Source organism: Brachyspira alvinipulli ATCC 51933, from assembly GCF_000518245.1.
Taxonomy (GTDB): Bacteria; Spirochaetota; Brachyspiria; order Brachyspirales; family Brachyspiraceae; genus Brachyspira; species Brachyspira alvinipulli.
Window position 1 is genome coordinate 258,307 of record NZ_KI912402.1, and the last position, 16,816, is coordinate 275,122.

Annotated in this window: 20 protein-coding genes; 13 read left to right on the forward strand and 7 right to left on the reverse strand. The window is 26.4% G+C overall.

What is annotated here, in order from left to right:
• From T324_RS0106005 to fabG, 10 genes are all read left to right on the forward strand, one after another.
• Complete coding sequence (locus T324_RS0106005) at positions 1–1,347, forward strand: AMP-binding protein (RefSeq protein WP_028329410.1); 1,347 nt, start codon at positions 1–3, stop codon at positions 1,345–1,347.
• 1 nt (position 1,348) lies between these two features.
• Positions 1,349–1,675, forward strand: coding sequence for an ApeI family dehydratase (locus T324_RS0106010; protein ID WP_245580649.1), 327 nt, complete (start codon positions 1,349–1,351; stop codon positions 1,673–1,675).
• A gap of 12 nt (positions 1,676–1,687) precedes the next feature.
• The gene (locus T324_RS0106015; protein ID WP_028329412.1) at positions 1,688–2,650 is read left to right on the forward strand and encodes a lysophospholipid acyltransferase family protein; all 963 of its coding nucleotides are present in this window, start codon (positions 1,688–1,690) and stop codon (positions 2,648–2,650) included.
• A gap of 3 nt (positions 2,651–2,653) precedes the next feature.
• Positions 2,654–3,091 (forward strand): acyl-CoA thioesterase, encoded by a 438-nt coding sequence (locus T324_RS0106020; RefSeq protein ID WP_028329413.1) that lies wholly within the window; start codon positions 2,654–2,656, stop codon positions 3,089–3,091.
• A gap of 82 nt (positions 3,092–3,173) precedes the next feature.
• A complete protein-coding gene (locus T324_RS0106025; protein ID WP_028329414.1) occupies positions 3,174–3,746 on the forward strand; it encodes a LolA family protein in 573 nt (190 codons plus the stop codon).
• Positions 3,739–6,018, forward strand: a complete 2,280-nt coding sequence (locus T324_RS0106030; RefSeq protein ID WP_038375061.1) for an MMPL family transporter — start codon at positions 3,739–3,741, stop codon at positions 6,016–6,018. The genes T324_RS0106025 and T324_RS0106030 overlap by 8 nt, the downstream gene beginning before the upstream one ends.
• A gap of 78 nt (positions 6,019–6,096) precedes the next feature.
• Positions 6,097–7,269, forward strand: a complete 1,173-nt coding sequence (locus T324_RS0106035) for a beta-ketoacyl synthase N-terminal-like domain-containing protein (protein WP_028329416.1) — start codon at positions 6,097–6,099, stop codon at positions 7,267–7,269.
• A gap of 6 nt (positions 7,270–7,275) precedes the next feature.
• Positions 7,276–7,566 carry an ApeP family dehydratase gene (locus tag T324_RS18450; protein WP_245580650.1) on the forward strand — a complete coding sequence of 97 codons (291 nt, stop codon included), beginning with the start codon at positions 7,276–7,278 and terminating at the stop codon, positions 7,564–7,566.
• Positions 7,567–7,604: 38 nt separating this feature from the next.
• Positions 7,605–7,769: a hypothetical protein gene (locus T324_RS18455; protein WP_245580651.1), complete on the forward strand. Its 165-nt coding sequence runs from the start codon at positions 7,605–7,607 to the stop codon at positions 7,767–7,769.
• Positions 7,762–8,508, forward strand: coding sequence for a 3-oxoacyl-ACP reductase FabG (gene fabG / locus T324_RS0106045; protein ID WP_245580652.1), 747 nt, complete (start codon positions 7,762–7,764; stop codon positions 8,506–8,508). The genes T324_RS18455 and fabG overlap by 8 nt, the downstream gene beginning before the upstream one ends.
• A 45-nt stretch (positions 8,509–8,553) precedes the next feature.
• On the opposite strand, the gene T324_RS0106050 is transcribed toward fabG, so the two are convergent.
• The 7 genes from T324_RS0106050 to T324_RS0106080 all read right to left on the reverse strand — a co-directional run bounded on the left by T324_RS0106050 (position 8,554) and on the right by T324_RS0106080 (position 14,641).
• Positions 8,554–9,774 carry a dicarboxylate/amino acid:cation symporter gene (locus T324_RS0106050; protein ID WP_028329418.1) on the reverse strand — a complete coding sequence of 407 codons (1,221 nt, stop codon included), beginning with the start codon at positions 9,772–9,774 and terminating at the stop codon, positions 8,554–8,556.
• A 17-nt stretch (positions 9,775–9,791) separates the two neighbouring features.
• Complete coding sequence (locus T324_RS0106055; RefSeq protein ID WP_028329419.1) at positions 9,792–10,955, reverse strand: aminotransferase class V-fold PLP-dependent enzyme; 1,164 nt, start codon at positions 10,953–10,955, stop codon at positions 9,792–9,794.
• A gap of 286 nt (positions 10,956–11,241) precedes the next feature.
• Positions 11,242–11,877 (reverse strand): helix-turn-helix transcriptional regulator, encoded by a 636-nt coding sequence (locus T324_RS0106060; protein ID WP_028329420.1) that lies wholly within the window; start codon positions 11,875–11,877, stop codon positions 11,242–11,244.
• Positions 11,878–11,879: 2 nt separating this feature from the next.
• Positions 11,880–12,266, reverse strand: coding sequence for a RidA family protein (locus tag T324_RS0106065; RefSeq protein WP_028329421.1), 387 nt, complete (start codon positions 12,264–12,266; stop codon positions 11,880–11,882).
• A 196-nt stretch (positions 12,267–12,462) separates the two neighbouring features.
• Positions 12,463–13,389 carry an alpha/beta hydrolase gene (locus T324_RS0106070; protein WP_038375062.1) on the reverse strand — a complete coding sequence of 309 codons (927 nt, stop codon included), beginning with the start codon at positions 13,387–13,389 and terminating at the stop codon, positions 12,463–12,465.
• A 38-nt stretch (positions 13,390–13,427) separates the two neighbouring features.
• Positions 13,428–13,838 carry an ExbD/TolR family protein gene (locus tag T324_RS0106075; RefSeq protein ID WP_028329423.1) on the reverse strand — a complete coding sequence of 137 codons (411 nt, stop codon included), beginning with the start codon at positions 13,836–13,838 and terminating at the stop codon, positions 13,428–13,430.
• 29 nt (positions 13,839–13,867) lie between these two features.
• Complete coding sequence (locus T324_RS0106080) at positions 13,868–14,641, reverse strand: CAP domain-containing protein (protein ID WP_028329424.1); 774 nt, start codon at positions 14,639–14,641, stop codon at positions 13,868–13,870.
• Between the two features lie 182 nt (positions 14,642–14,823).
• Here T324_RS0106080 and T324_RS0106085 point away from each other — a divergent pair, with 182 nt between their 5' ends.
• The 3 genes from T324_RS0106085 to T324_RS16885 all read left to right on the forward strand — a co-directional run bounded on the left by T324_RS0106085 (position 14,824) and on the right by T324_RS16885 (position 16,696).
• On the forward strand, positions 14,824–16,014 hold the full coding sequence (locus T324_RS0106085) for an acetate/propionate family kinase (protein WP_028329425.1): 1,191 nt from the start codon (positions 14,824–14,826) through the stop codon (positions 16,012–16,014).
• A gap of 74 nt (positions 16,015–16,088) precedes the next feature.
• The gene (locus T324_RS0106090) at positions 16,089–16,502 is read left to right on the forward strand and encodes an HI0074 family nucleotidyltransferase substrate-binding subunit (RefSeq protein WP_028329426.1); all 414 of its coding nucleotides are present in this window, start codon (positions 16,089–16,091) and stop codon (positions 16,500–16,502) included.
• Positions 16,499–16,696: a nucleotidyltransferase domain-containing protein gene (locus T324_RS16885; protein WP_245580653.1), complete on the forward strand. Its 198-nt coding sequence runs from the start codon at positions 16,499–16,501 to the stop codon at positions 16,694–16,696. The genes T324_RS0106090 and T324_RS16885 overlap by 4 nt, the downstream gene beginning before the upstream one ends.
• The last annotated feature ends 120 nt before the right edge of the window (positions 16,697–16,816 follow it).

Below are 16,816 nucleotides of genomic sequence, written 5' to 3' on the forward strand. Positions count from 1 at the left end.
ATGAGAAAGTTAACTAATACAAATTTTTATTTATTAAAAGATTCAGAGGATATTTTTCTTATTAATAAAGAAAATAAAAGTTCCATTACGTATAAAAAATTTGTTAGTGATATAGTACGTATTTTGGAATATATATCTAAATGTAAAGAAGATACTATTACAATATTTATTGAGGATGCATACAGATTTATTGCAGTTGTTACAGCCGGATTTATTCTTAAAAAAAGAGTGAATGTTCTCAATAATAATAGTCCGAAATATGTTGAGAGTATATTGGATGATTCAATGATTTACATATCTGACAGCAGTAAATCAGCTGTAGATTTGGATGAAATATTTAAAAGCAGCTGTAATGATAAATGGTTTGATTTACTTAAAGAAACCTGCATAGATGAAAATGTTAATATTAATTTTTATACTTCGGGATCAACAGGATATCCTAAACTTATAGAAAAAACATTAAAGCAATTTGAGGCAGAAGCTTCAAAAATTGTTAATCAATTTACAAATGATATAACAGATTCTGTGTTTTTATATACAGTTCCTCATTATCATAGTTATGGATTTGTTTTTGCTGTTTTGGTGCCATATATGTTGGAATTAAAATCTTTAGATAATAGAATTAATTATTTAGAGACTATTAATAATTTTTCTGAGTATAAAAGAATTACTATAGTTACAACTCCTGCATTTTTGAAAAGAATAGATAGAACTTCATTAAAAATCAATGCTGAATGGCATTTATTTTCTTCTACTGGAGTATTGGATAAAAAAGTTAATGACCTTTGTAAGGAAGTATTTAATACTGATGCTACAGAAATTTACGGAAGTACAGAAGCCGGTGCTATGGCATATAGAAGAAGAAGTGAAAATGAACTATGGACTAGACTTAGTGTTGTTCAATTGAAAGTAGATGAACATGGAAGTATAGAATGTTGTTCTGGTTATACTGGTGATGATGTTTGGATTCATGTAGGTGATGTTGTTGATATGAAAAATGAAAATGAATTTGAACTTATAGGAAGAGAAGATTCTATAGTGAAAATAGAAGGGAAAAGAATCAGTGTTCAGCAGATAGACAGACAGATATTGATGGATAAGCATTTTAAAGACAGCTATACTATATATTGTAAATCTGATAAGAGGGAATATATAGCTTCTTTTATAGTGCTTAATAATAATGATAGAAATGCAGATCATATGAAAAGATATATTATAGAATATTTAAAAGGATATTTTGAAACGGTAGTTTTACCTAAAAAAATATATTTTGTGGATAGAATTCCAAGAAGCGAAATTGGTAAAATAGATAGAAATGCACTTGATGCTATAATGCAAGGAAATTAAGTTGAATAATTATACTATAGAAGAGCAAAGCAGCGATATGTTTAAAGTAAAAGTTTTTATAGATGAAAATTTGCCGTATTTTGATGGACATTTTGATAATTTTAAACTTTTGCCTGCTGTGGCACAAATAAAGATTATAATTGATATATCAAAAAATATTTTTTCTAAGGATATTATAGTTACTAAATTATTGAAGCTTAAATTTACTAATATGATTTTTCCAAATTCTAATATTATTGTTGAAGGTATATACACAAATAATATTCTTTCTTTCAAAATATACGATGAAGATAAAAAATATTCAGATGGTAAAATTTATTTTGCTTAGAGGTTTTATCTTATGAGTCATTGGAGTGAAGAAAAAGAAATAGGCAATAGGTGGAAAGCATTATTTTCTGCTTTTGTTTATAGAGTATTAGGAAGAACATTTATAATTATATATCTTATTCCTATTAGTATTGTTTATTTCTTTTATTCAAAAAATAGAATGAAGGCTTCAAGAGAATATCTCAAAAGAATGTCTAAATACAATAAGAAGATAAAATCTAATATAATATGTTCATATAAACATCTGCTTTCATTTGTGGTTTCTATTGCAGAAAAAATAGCAGCTTGGGACGGTGATATACCTATAAAAGACTTGATAGTGAAAACTAAAGATGATTATGAAAAAGTTATCAATTTGCTTGATAATAAAAATGGAATGATAATCTTATTTTCACATATTGGAAATATTGAACTTTTAAAGGCATTAGCTGTTATAAATGAAGGCAATCCTATTAAAAATTATAAAATAAATATAATAATGGATTCCAGAGTAAATAAAAATGTTAATATATTTATGGGAGAAGGAAAAAATAATTCCTTTATAGATTTCATAGATGCTTCAAATATGGGACCTCAAACTATTATCAGTATAGAAGATAAATTAAATAATGGTGAAATTGTTGCAATAGCAGGAGACAGGACTTCTAATAAAACTGATAAAGTCAATTATGTAAATTTTTTAGGAGAGGAGGCTCCTTTTCCTTGCGGTGCTTTTTTAATACCTATTTTACTTAAATATCCTGTTTACTATTTTTTTGCTTTAAGAGAAAAAGATAAAATACTTTCAAAGAAGTATAATTTTTACATACATTCATCTAAAATAAAATTAGACACTGAGGAACTTAAAAACAGAAAGAGAAAAAATGAAATTATATTAGAATTAACGAGAGAATTTGCTTCTATTATTGAAAAAAAAGCTATAGAGTATCCTTATCAATGGTATAATTTTCATGATTTTTGGTATAAGGGAAATTAGTTTATGAATAAAAATACTTATAAAAAAAAAGTTTATTTAGAAAATGATTATTATATAAAACCTTCTTTTTATGATTTAGATCCTATGGGGGTTGTTTGGCATGGTAATTACATAAAATTTATGGAGCAGGCTAGGGAGGCTATGCTTTCTATTATAGATTATGATTATGATATTATGACAGCTAAGGGAGTTATGTGGCCTATAGTAAAACTTGAAATAAAATATATTAACTCCATTAAATTAAATCAAAAGGTAAGAATACATACAGCTATTACAGAATATTTAAATGGAATGAAAGTAGAATATACTTTTTATGATGAAAATAACAAAATAATATCTAAATCTTCTACATTGCAAATGCCTATAGATTCAGAAACTAGAAAAGGTTTTTTAAATAGTCCTAAAGATTTTATAGAAAGAATAGAAAGAATTAATAATTAAATATAAATTTTTTTTACAAATTAGTTGTTTTTTGTATTTATATAATATACTATACAAATAATAATTAGGAAATAATATAAAGATGAGAAAAATATATTTATTAATAATATTGATGGTATCTTCTTCATTGTTCGGTCAAATAAAAGAAGAATACAAAAATGCTAAATTATTAAAAGGTACATATACTCAGATAGTTACGCAAAGAGGAAAAAGTTTTGAATCTTCCGGAGAATTTTTAATTGCAAACGGCTATGGTATATGCTGGTTTACTAAAGAGCCTAAAGAATCAATTACTGTTATGGGAGATAAAAATGTTACTCAAATACTTCCAAACGGTACAAAGAAAATTATGGCAGATTCAAGCAATGCTATGTTTTCTCAAATAGCAAATATAATAAAATCTATATTTACTTATGATGAAAAAACTATAAAAGAATCTTTCAGCCAAAGTATTGAAAATAATATAATTGTTTATACTCCGAAAACTGATGAGCTAAAAAAAATTATGTCTAAAATAGAAGTATCTTTTGCTAAAGAAGGATATATAGAAAAAATAAAGATATATTCTAAAAATTCAAGTACAACAGAATATATAATGAAAGTTTTATCCAAATCAGATACTTTGACTTCTGAGGAGATAAAATATTTTGAGTAATAGAAAGCCTCTTATATTTTTGTGGCTGTTTTTTCATATATTTGCTGTTGTTGTATTTGTAATAAGACATGAGAATATTGCCAAAATAGATACTAATTTTTTATCTATAACTCCAAAATTTCTTGAAGATAAAGATTTTCAAAAACCTTTAGAGGATTTCTTTTTAAAAAATTCAAGCACTGTAAAAATATTTGTAGAAAGTGAAGATTTTGATATTGCTAAAGATAATGCTTTGAAATTAGAAAAATATATAAATGAATTGGATACTAATATTCAAGTTAATTTGTATTCTAAAAATTATGATGATGTTTTAAACATGATTGTAAAATATAAATATCAGCTTCTTCCAAATGAAATAAGAAATTATTTACTTAATGATGAAGCTTATATTGTATCAGAAAATTCGCTTGCCAATTTTTATTCTCCGTTTTTCATACCTATAGTTGATAATGTAGAAGATGATCCTTTCTTTGTAGTGAATTCCAAAATAAATGAAATTTTAGTATCAGAAAATAATATGGAATCAAGAGACGGCATACAGTTTATTAATTATGATAATAAATATAATGTTTTGCTTAATATAGATATGCCTAAAAAGATAGACAGCGATAATTTTTTTAATAATCTTACATCTTTTTTAAACACTTTGGAAACTAATGAAAATATAAAAACATATATATCAGGTGTTCCTATTCATACATATTATAGTCAAAAGAGTGCCCAAAGAGAAATTACTATTATATCTATTGTGTCTTTAATAGTTATTTGTCTTATGTTTATATTTGTATTTAAATCTGTAAAGCCGTATATTATTTCTATGTGTACAATATTTTTGGCAGGAGCTTCAGCATTTTTATTGTCATCAGTATTTTTCAGCTCTATTCATATATTTACATTTGTATTCGGAACTAGTTTGATAGGTATATCAATAGATCATTCAATACATTTTATAACTGAATGGTACAATGAAAAAGATAAAAAAGAAGTATTAAAAAAAATATTTCCAAGCATGCTTTTAGGGTTTATAACTACAATAATAAGTTATTTATCATTATCTTTAACTTCTCTTACATTATTAAAACAAATAGCATTATTTTCAATATTCGGACTTATAAGTTCATTTTTAACAGTAAACATAATGTATCCTATTATATTTAAAAATGATAAAAGGGTAATAAAAGATTCTGTACTTAGTTTGAGTAAAAATATATTAAGCAGATATGTTAAATTAATTAATATTAAAATAATAGCAATATTTTTTATAATAGTTATTTTAGTTTCTATATTAACTATACCTAGAATTAAGGTTAATTTTTCTGCTAATCAGCTTTATAGTACACCTGATTTTTTACTTGAAAGTGAAACAGAAGTTTATAAAAGATTAAATACATCTCTTGCAAAAAATATTATTATATCAAGAGGTGATACTTTATCTAAAGCATTAAAGGCAGAAGAGAGTATAGAAAACTCTTTTACAAATAATTATATGGCAATATCTAGGGTACTGTATTCAGAGGAAAGGCAAAGAGATAATATAAAACTTGTAGAAGAAAAATTAATGCCTCTTTTAAGGACTCAAATAAATTCACTAGATTTAAATGAAAGTTCTTACAATAAGATAATGACAGAGTTTAGTAATGTAAAAAATGAAATTTTGGATATAAATACAATAATAGATGAGCCTAGCTTTAGCGATCTTAAAAAAATTATTGTTACAAATAATAATAAATATTTTCTTATAGCAACAAGTGATTATAATACAAATAATATAGTAAAGTCTGCGAATAAAGATGTTAAGATATTTAATATTAATGAAGAAATAAATGATGCTTTGGATAGTACGGCAAAAACTGCTTTAAAAATGGCAATAATTGCTTATATTTTAATATTTATAGCCATGATGATTTATTTTAATAAAAAACAGGCTTTAGCTATAATTTTGGTTCAAATGATGTCAATACTTATAAATTTGTCTTTGCATTCTATATTTTCAATAAATATAAATATATTTTCAATATTTGCTTTGATACTTTCAATAGGAATATCTATAGATTATGCCATATTTTTCTCTAACAGTGCTGCTGATAAAGAGATAACATTTTTGGCTGTATTTTTGTCTATGATGACAACTGTTTTATCATTTGGTACATTAGCATTCAGCGGATTTATACCAGTAAAATCCTTTGGTTTATTTTTATTTATAGGAGTTTTATCATCATTTATAATTTCTCCTATATTGTTTAAATTTAATAAATTGGTTAGGAATGTTTAATATATAGTGTATTCCTCCTATCAAGAACTATTTGACATTTTTATTATAGAATTATATACTGAATTCTGAGGTGCATTTATGAGTAATTTTTTATTGGATTTTGGAATTATTAATTGTTTAGCTAGGAACAAAGATGAACTCTACAGCAGATATTTTTTAAACGGAGAATATGGTTTAAAAGAGAATAATGATTATACTAAAAAATTTTTTCTTGGTAAAATAGATAATGATTTCTTTAATTTTGAACTTGATAACCCTTATAATAATAAAATAAATAAAATGGCTTTGCATGCTTGCAATCAATTGAAGCCTATTATAGATGAAGCTAAAAAAAGATATGGAAAAAATAGAATATCTGTTATAGTGGGAACATGTGAAAATGGAAGCGATGAAACAAAAGATTATATATTAAAAGGCACTGTTTCAAATGAAAAAAGAATACTTGTTATGCAAAGTTTGAATATATGCTGTGATTTTTTACAAAAGTATTTTGATGTAAGCGGCATATCATTTACAATATCAACGGCTTGTACATCAAGTGCTAATGCTATTATTACTGCTGATGAACTTATAAGAAGCAATGTAATAGATGCAGCAATAGTTGGCGGAGCCGATGTTGTAACTGATACTGTTGTTTATGGATTCGATTCTCTTGAAGTAGTTGATTATAATAAGACAAATTCTTTTTCAAAAAATAGAAGCGGAATTAATTTAGGTGAGGGAGCTGCTTTTACAGTACTTGCAAGAGAAAATTTTATTGATTCTAAAGATGCTCTATATCTTAAAGGTTATAACAGTAATTCAGATTCTCATCATATGACTAGTCCTGATATAGAAGGAAATACAACAAGCAAATGTATTAATGATGCTTTAAAAAAGGCTGATATGAATATAAATGCTATAGATTATATTAACCTTCATGGTACTGGAACTTTGATAAATGATAAAATGGAAAGTACCACTCTTAATAAAGTTAATGCTTCTAATATATACTGCAGTTCGAGTAAAACATCATTCGGACATACTATAGGTGCTGCCGGTGCAATGGAGCTTGGAGTATGTTTTATTACACTTTCAAGCATGAATAAAGAAAAAATACTTCCTCCTCATATATATGACGGGGAGTATGACGATGGTTTAGATAAAATAAATTTGGTTAATGGAAAAGTACAAGCTGACAGACTTGAAAACTGTATGAGTGTGTCATTTGGTTTCGGCGGAAGCAATACTTGTTTAATAGTTGGTAAATAATTTTGTATGAAAAATAAATATAACTTAAATATACCTCATAAAGGCAAAATGCTTTTAATAGACGGCATTATTGATATTAATTTTGATGATAATGAAATACTTACTTTCTCTGATATAAAAAAAGATAATATTTTTTATGATAATTCAGAGATTGAAGGTATAGATTCATATATATTTACTGAGTATGCTGCACAAACTTCGGCTGCTTATAATGGTGCTTTATCTAATAATACGAATGATAAAAGAGTAGGGTTTATTTTAAATATAAAAAAGCTGATTGTTATATTGATAAAGTAAAATCTAATAATAGAGTTTATATATTCGTAAAAGAAACTTTGAAAGATAATAATATAGCTTATTATGACGGAGAAGTAATTATTTATAATGATGACATTAATAATTTAGAAGAATATAAAACTGTAAGTAATAAAGCAGAAAAAGTTATGAACTGTTCTATTATGGTTATGGAAAGTTCAGCAGATAATTTAATGAATGGATAAATTGATGGGAAATAAAAACAAATCTATTTTAATAACAGGTGCTTCCGGAAGTATAGGACTTGCAATATCAAAAAAGATTATAGCCAATGGTTATGATGCTATAATGTGCTATAATAAAAATGATTCTTTTATAGATGATATTAAAAATTACGCTAAAGATTATGATGTTAACATAAGATTTATGAAAATAGATGTTTCAAACAGAGAAGAGTCTAAAAATATTTTATTAAATGATATTGAAGAAAATTCTGCCTATTACGGTATAGTTCTTTCGTCCGGTATAACAATGGATAATGCTTTTCCAGCTATGACAGGAGAAGAATGGGATAGAGTTATTGATATAAATCTTAAAAGTTTTTACAATATAGTAAATCCTGCAATAATGCCTATGATAAGAAATAAAAATGGCGGACGCATTATAGCTATAAGTTCTATATCTGGAATTATAGGAAATAGGGGACAGGTTAATTATTCTGCATCAAAAGCAGGGCTTATTGGAGCTGTAAAATCTTTGGCTATAGAATTAGGTAAAAGAAACATTACAGTAAACTGCATAGCACCGGGTGTTATAGAAAGTGAAATGATAAATGATGATATAATAGAACATGCTAAAAACATGATAGCTTTAAAAAGAATCGGTAAACCAGAAGATATTGCTAATGCTGTAAACTTTTTATTATCAGAAGAGGCAAATTATATTACTAAACAGGTTATTAGTGTAGACGGCGGAATGTTTTAATAGCGGGAAGCTATGACATCTGCCTCCCGCTGATTTTTATATGTGCTATGCTAATTGCTTGTTTTCTCGTTTTTCTTCAGAACGTGATACAATTACAGTACCTACTAAATCTCCTAAACAATTCATCATAGTATAACCCATATCTATAAGAGCAAATATTCCAGATATTATACCTACAACTTCCAACGGCAAACTAAATGCATCCATAACTATAGCGATAGTTACTATTCCGCCTCCAGGTACTCCTCCTGCTCCTGTTGTTAATATTAAAGATATTATTATAACTTTTATTAATATTTCTATGGATATTGGTGCATTAATTGCTTGTGCGGCAAAAAGAAAAGTTATAGCCAACATCATACCATTACCGTCTTTATTTACTTGAGAACCCAATGGTATTGTAAAACTTGATATTGATCTTTTGCATTTTAATTCATCAGCACATGAAATGCTTATTGGAATACAAGCTAAACTAGAGCTGGTTCCTAAAGCAGTTATTATTAAAACGGATGCTTTTTTTAGGAACTCTATAGGGTTCATTCCTGAGAATAATATTAATAATATTAAATATACAGCCAAATGTAATATTATAGATATGTATGAAGCTCCTAAATATTTAGCTAAAAATCCTATTAGATCGCTTCCGTATGTTCCTACAGTGCATGCCATTAAAGCACAAATACCTATAGGAGCATAAAGCATTATTCCTCCTATTATTTTATTGAAAAGTTTTGCTAATGAATTAAATAAGTTTGTAAGTACTAATCTATCATCTTTTTCTAAAAATAATATAGCAACTCCAACTATTGCACTAAATACAACTATTTGATCGAATCTTCCATTAGTTAAAGCTTCAAAAATATTAGGAGGCAATAAACCTATTATAGTTTCTCCAAAAGAAGGGATAGTTTGAATTGCAGTTTCATAGCTTCCTTTTAATTCAAATCCAACTCCTGGTTTAAAAATATATCCTGATAATAGTCCTATAATAATTGCTATACATGTTGTGAAAAAATAGTATAACATTATTTTGATTCCGACTCTTCCAAAAATTTTGGGATCATCTAATGATGATATTCCAGATATTAGATTTACTATAACTAAAGGCAATGCTGCCATTTTCAAAATATTTAGAAATATAGTACCTAATGGTTTTATTACCAAAATTTTTTCTCCAAATATTGAACCTAATATTATTCCAATTATCATAGCTATGAGTAATTTGGTTAAAAGTGATAGTTTTTTATAGTAAGAGAATATTTTCATTTTTTTCTCCTGTTTTTTTATATTTTAGAAATTTCATCAATTGCTTTAGCAGCTATATCCATTTGTTCTTCTGTATTATAGAAATTAATACTCAATCTTATATAGCCCGCACGCATTGTACAGTAGATTTTATACTTAGATAATATTTCCTGCACTTTTTCCTCTTGATTATTAGGGTAATAAATACATACTATTCCGCCCCAATTTTTTTCATTTTTAGCCTGTACAACAGTTAAAGGAATATTCTTTAATGATTCTCTTAATCTTCTTTCTAATTTTCTTATATGATATTCTATTTCATCTATACCTAATTCTAATATAAGATCTATACCTTTTGATATTGCTAATATACAATTATAATTTAAATTTCCAGCTTCAAATCTTCTGGCATGAGGATACCATTCTATATATTCAAAATTATCAGTTATAGATGGAGGAGATATATGATTTATTGTACTTTGATATCCAGCACAATATGGTATTATTTTTTCGACTATATTATCACTACAGTATACAAACCCAGCTCCTAATGTTCCTAATAATCCTTTATTAGTTCCGCATGTTAAATAGTCTATATTCATTTTTTGTACATCTATATTCATTCTTCCTACTGATTGTATCCCATCTACGGCAAAAATTACTCCTTTCTTTTTGCATTCTTCTCCTAAAAAATATAAATCAGATAGAAAACCTGTTGAGAACTGTATAGATGATACTATTAGTATTTTTGTATTATTGTCTATAGCATTTGCCATTTCTTTATAGTCTACTTCTCCGTTTTTATTTTTAATAACCTTTAATACAATACCTTTCTGTTCATGCATATTAATCCAAGGAAATAAAGCTGATTGATGTTCTTGATCGGCTATAATAACATTATCCCCTTTCTTTAGAGGGTATCTGCTGGCTAATATAGACATTCCCTCACATGTATTTTTCACAAAAGCTATTTCATGTGAATATTTTGAATTAATTAGTTTTGAAATTTTTTCTCTTGTCTCGTTGACTATATTCCAAGACTTTGATACAAGGTTTATGCCGAAATTTTGTACATACTCTTCCATATAACTTTTGTATGACTCTTGTACTCTTTTTGGCGGCATAACAACAGAAGCAACATTAAGAAATATTACTCCATTCAAAAAACTAAATTCTTCCTCAATAAGTTTTTTGTTTAACATATTAATCCTCCTATTACTGTTAGATGATATTATATTTGACTAATAAATATCAGTTTTGTATTTTTTATCAAAAGTATATATTTTAATATTGTATAGATTGTTGTATTAACTAATTTTTTTATACTATATTATTGACAATTTATTAATATTTGGTAGAATAAGTATTGTAAAAGTTTTGTACGTAATATTCCATCAAATTTTAGTGCTAAAAATATTTGGAATATTACGTTTTATAAAAAGTTATACTTATTTGAGTAATACGGTTATTCAGCATAGATGTTCCTCACTAAATTTTTTTATTAATATAATTGTATACGCTGTATTTGCTAATATCATAATATTTTGCTATTATATTGCTGGCATTTTTAATTCTCATAGCTCCTTTTTCATTTAAATACTGTACTCCTTTAATTTTATCTTCTCTTGTCATATTTGCGACTGGTACTCCGATATACTGTATGGATTTTTGTATTAAATTTATTAATAAATCTTCTGTGTTAGTTATCACAGTATCCACTTTATCATCATTGGATTCTTTGGACATGCAAATTTTTTCTAATATTTTATTGGCATTTAATAGTTCTGTTATATCTAAATTTACACATAAACTTCCCATTATTTTGCCTTTGCTATTTTTTAAATATATTGTACTGCTTCTCAAAAAATATCCGTCTAATGTCTGATTTATATAATTAAATTTGCCGTCAGATTCTTCCTTTGCTTGCAATACTTTTAATCCTATATTTGTTCCTCCCATTCCTACTTTTCTATTAGTTACTTCTCCATTAACAATTGCAACAATTGTTGAATCAAATGGTTTAGAATAATCATGTATTACAAATTCGCATCTGTTTCCGAATTGTTTTCCCAATCCTCTTATTATATCTTCCAATAACGGCAGTATATCTTTTATTGTATCCATAATTATCTTTTATCCCTTAATGCCATAACTTCTATTTCTACTAATATATTTCTTAGTTCTACTCCTATTGTTGTTCTTGTTGGAAAAGGTTTTGGCATAAGTTCTCTATAAATTTCATTCATTTCATCAAAATATTTTATACTAGATAAATATACATTGCTTTTTACAATATTCTCCAATGAACTGCCGGCTTCTTCAAGTATAGATTTAATATTTTCTATGCATTGTTTTGTCTGAAGTTTTATATCATTTGGAATTTCTTTGTTTTTTGGATTTTCAGGTCTTTGTCCTGCAACAAAGATAAAATCTCCAGCTAGTATGCATTGAGAATAGGGACCTGCTGGCTGCGGAGCATTATCTGTCTTTAATTCTATTTTTTTGTTTGTCATAATATTACTCCTTAATTTTGTTTTATATAATAAATATAGTTTTTATTTTTATCATTGTCAATGAATTTACACAAAATTTTTAGGATTTACACAAATTTTTTAATAAAATTATATAATTTATATGAATAAATAAATATTTATTGACTGAGTTAATAATAAGTAATAGGAAATTGTTTAATTGAGTAATTAGTTTTGATTAAATAGTATATTTTTTTATAAAGTTATTAATAGTATCCCAATATAGATTTTCATCGGATAATACTGCTTTTATATGTTCTCCGTTTTTGATTATTAATTTTTCTTTATCTGAACAGCATGCATCATATAATTTATTAACCATATTAGGATTAACTAATGAATCTTTATCCCCATGTATAAAAAGTATAGGCACTTTGGATTTTGATACAGCATTTATTACATTAATATCATCAAATGAAAAACCAAGTCTAATTTTTGTCATAAATGAAGTAAGCGGTATTATAGGAAAAAACGGCAGTTTATAGGATATATCAAGCCTTTCTTTAAGCTGTTCTTTAGCACTGGTAAAACCTGCATCTTCTATGATGGCTTTGACATTATTTTCTATATTTTCACAACTGCACATCATAACAGCATTAGCTCCCATTGAAATACCGTATAAAATTATTTGAGAATTTTCATAATTATTTTTTATATATTCAATCCAAGAAAGTATATCTAATCTCTCCAAATATCCAAGCGAGTATATTTTTCCTTCACTTTCTCCATGAGTTCTCAAATCAATTAATATTATATTAAATCCCATATTATAATATTTTTCAGCAAAATATTTCATATAAGCTCCTCTGCCTTCATAAGGATGAGCTATTATTACATATACATTACTTTTATCATTTTCTATAATATGAGCATGCAGTTTCATGTTATCGATTGAAATTGTATATATATCTTTTTGACTGCTTTCAAACCATTTTCTTCTGTTTTCTTTGATTTGTTTTTGTTCTTCCGTTTCTTTTTTATCTTTTTCTTTTCTTTCAAAAAGTTTTTTATTAGTTTTTATGAATATTTTATTTACAAAATGATTTGGTATTATAACAAATAATACTGTTATTATTATAAATATAATAATGCATAAAATAAACATAATAAATAGTTTTTGAGATTAACAGAAATTATATATTTTTATTCATTTTCTTTAGAATCTGTGGCTATACTTAATCTTGTAAATCCGGCATTTTTGACACTGTCTATAACAGATATTAATATCTGAGTTTTTACATCTTCATCAGATCTTATCTCTACAGGTTTTTCTAGTTCTCCCTCTGTTTTTGCTAAATCTGCTAGATTAACATCCAAATCTTCAACTAAATATCCATTAATATATTTTTGTCCATCTTTGGATATTGTTATGACTATATTTTCATTTTTTTCAGAACCTACAGCAGAACTTGACTTTGGAAGGCTTATTTCTATTTGAGGAGTTTCAACAATAGTGGAACCCACCATGAAGAAAATTAGTAAGTTAAATACTATATCTATCATGGGGGTTAAATCTATTCCGCTCTTTATTTCAAATCTTCTTCTGAATTTCATTTATATTCCGCTATTGTTTTTATATAAAATTATTGAACATTTATAGTTCTTACATTACTTAGGAAATGCTGACCTTTATATAAAATAGAAATTTTATATTCTCCTTTTCCATATTCTGCTTTAAATGTTCTTCCTAATATACTATTTCCCATATCTTTTACATCATATATAATATTTCCTATATATGTTTTTCCGTCATCACCTGCTATGCGTGCTTCTTTATCAGCCATTTCAACAGCAATTTTAAAATCAGTGAAAGCAGCCTTATTTAATATTCTATATTTTACGGTTATATCGTCACCATATTTTGCAGTATCTGAGAAGTCTACAGATTCTGCTACTATATCAGCAAATGTTACAGTAACATATACACCTACACCTCTTTTTACTGCACCAACTCCTATAGAGTTAAAACTTTTATTTAAGATATTTTTTTTACTGTCAGGAGTACTCATTAAATTTTTTACTATAGTTTCAGCTGCTTTTTTATCTGTAAAAGGTATAACATCTAATTTTCCTAAACTTTCACTTATGTTTCCTACCATTTCCGGATATAATTTAACTTGTCTTGCCTTAGAATCTAATCCATCTAAATCTGTATTGCTGAAAAACTTGTTTTTTGCCATATTGTCAGCATGATATAATGCTAAAGAATGCAGTCTTTGATTATTTGGCAAAGGAGGAAGTGATACCTTACTTCTTTCTAAATTGATTAGTCTCAATACTTCATCTTCAATAGTATTGGCACTCAATATTAGGGTTGATAAAAATACTAATATGATTACAAAATTCAACTTTTTCATTGAAATCTCCAAAATATTTTATTATTGCTATATATAAAAGCCTATTTTATAACATATTGTAAAAAAATAAAATAGTAAAACTTTATTTTTAAAGTTAATTATTGTAAATAAAAAATTAATTGATAAATCTGTTTAGTATGGTATAATCGACTTAATTTAATTATAAATTATGGAGTTATTTTATGAACGTTTTAGTAATCAATTCAGGCAGTTCAAGTATTAAATACCAATTATTTGCTATGCCTGAAGCTAAAGTTTTAGCCAAAGGTTTATTAGAGAAAATAGGAGAAGAGATAAGTGCTTTAAAGCATACAGCAGTAGAAAAAGGAAAAGAAAAGAAATTAGAGCAAAAAGTTCCAGATCATAAAGCAGGTATGTCTTTAATTTTCTCACTTTTAACAGATAAAGAAGTTGGAGTTATATCTGATATGAAAGAAATATCTGGTGTAGGACATAGAGTTGTACATGGCGGAGAATCTTTCAGCAACAGTACATTAATTACAGATGAAGCTATAAAAGCTATTGAAGATTGCTGTGATATAGCACCTCTTCATAACCCAGCAGGTTTACAAGGTATAAGAGCTTGTCAGGAAATATTAAAAGATGTAAAAATGGTTGCAGTTTTTGATACCAGCTTCCATCAAACAATACCTGAGCATGCTTATATGTATGCAGTTCCTCATGAATGGTATGATAAATATAAAGTACGCCGTTATGGTTTCCATGGTACTTCACATAAATATGTTTATGGAGAATTCTGCAAAGTTAATAACAAACCTAATGCTAATGTTATAGTTTGTCACTTAGGTAACGGTGCCAGCGTAACAGCAGTAAAAGAAGGTAAATCTGTTGATACTAGTATGGGTTTAACTCCATTAGAAGGTTTAGTAATGGGTACTAGATCTGGAGATATGGATCCTGCTGTTGTTACTTTTATAATGGGTAAAGAAAGCAAGTCTGCTAAAGAAATGGACAATATTTTAAACAAAAAAAGTGGTCTTTTAGGTGTTTCTGGTGTAAGCAATGATATGAGAAACTTGGAAGAGGCTTCTAAAACTAATCATAAAGCAGCTTTAGCTATAGATATGTTCTGCTATAGAGTAAAAAAATACATAGGTTCTTATATGGCTGTACTAGGTCATCTTGACGGTATAGTATTCACAGGCGGTATAGGTGAAAATAGTGCATTTATAAGAGGTAAAATTCTTGAAGGTTTAGATGAACTTGGTATTAAATGTGATGCTGATAAAAACTCTAAAGCTAGAGGATGTGCTAACTTTGAAAAAGACGGTGCTGCTATTAAACTTTATGTTATAGCTACTGATGAAGAAAAAGCTATAGCAATGGATACTTATAATATTGCTTTAAAATAATTTAATATAACATTTATAAATAGGGTATCTTTATATTTAAGATGCCCTATTTTTATAACTAAAGGTTCTTATTAATGGTATTAAATTTAGATAGTTTGAAAGATTCAATTAATGCTTTAGATAGATCTATTAAAGTTTATAATAAAATTCAAAATGATGATAATGATTTGATTCTTACTGTTAGGGCTGGAGTAATACAAAATTTTGAAATAGCATTTGAACAAAGTTGGAAATTTATTCAACGTTGGCTTAATGAAAATATAAGTCCTGATATAACTAGCGGTATCACTAAAAAAGAATTGTTCAGACTTGCTGCTAAGAATTTACTGATAGATGATGTTGAAAAATGGATTAAATTTAAAGATGCTGGAAATTCTACTTCTCATATTTATTCTAATGATTTATCTCAAGAAGTGTTTAATGAGGATTTAAAGTTTTTACCTTATGCAGAGAATTTGTTAAAGCGTTTAGAGGATAATAATGAATGATCAACTTATCTGACAATGAAATAAATATAATAAAAGATATTTTGAAAAATCATATATATGAAGGCGAGGTTTATATATTTGGTTCAAGAGTAAGGGGAAATAATAAAAAATTTTCTGATATAGATTTGGCTGTTAATATTAATAGGAAATTATCATTAAGTGAAATTTCAGCAATTAAAGATGATTTTGATTAAAGCGATTTAATTTATATAGCTGATATAATAGATTACAATTCTATAAGTGAAGAATTCAAAAATATAATAGATTCAAATAAAAAAATAATATATAAATCTAATTAATAATTTTGATTATGC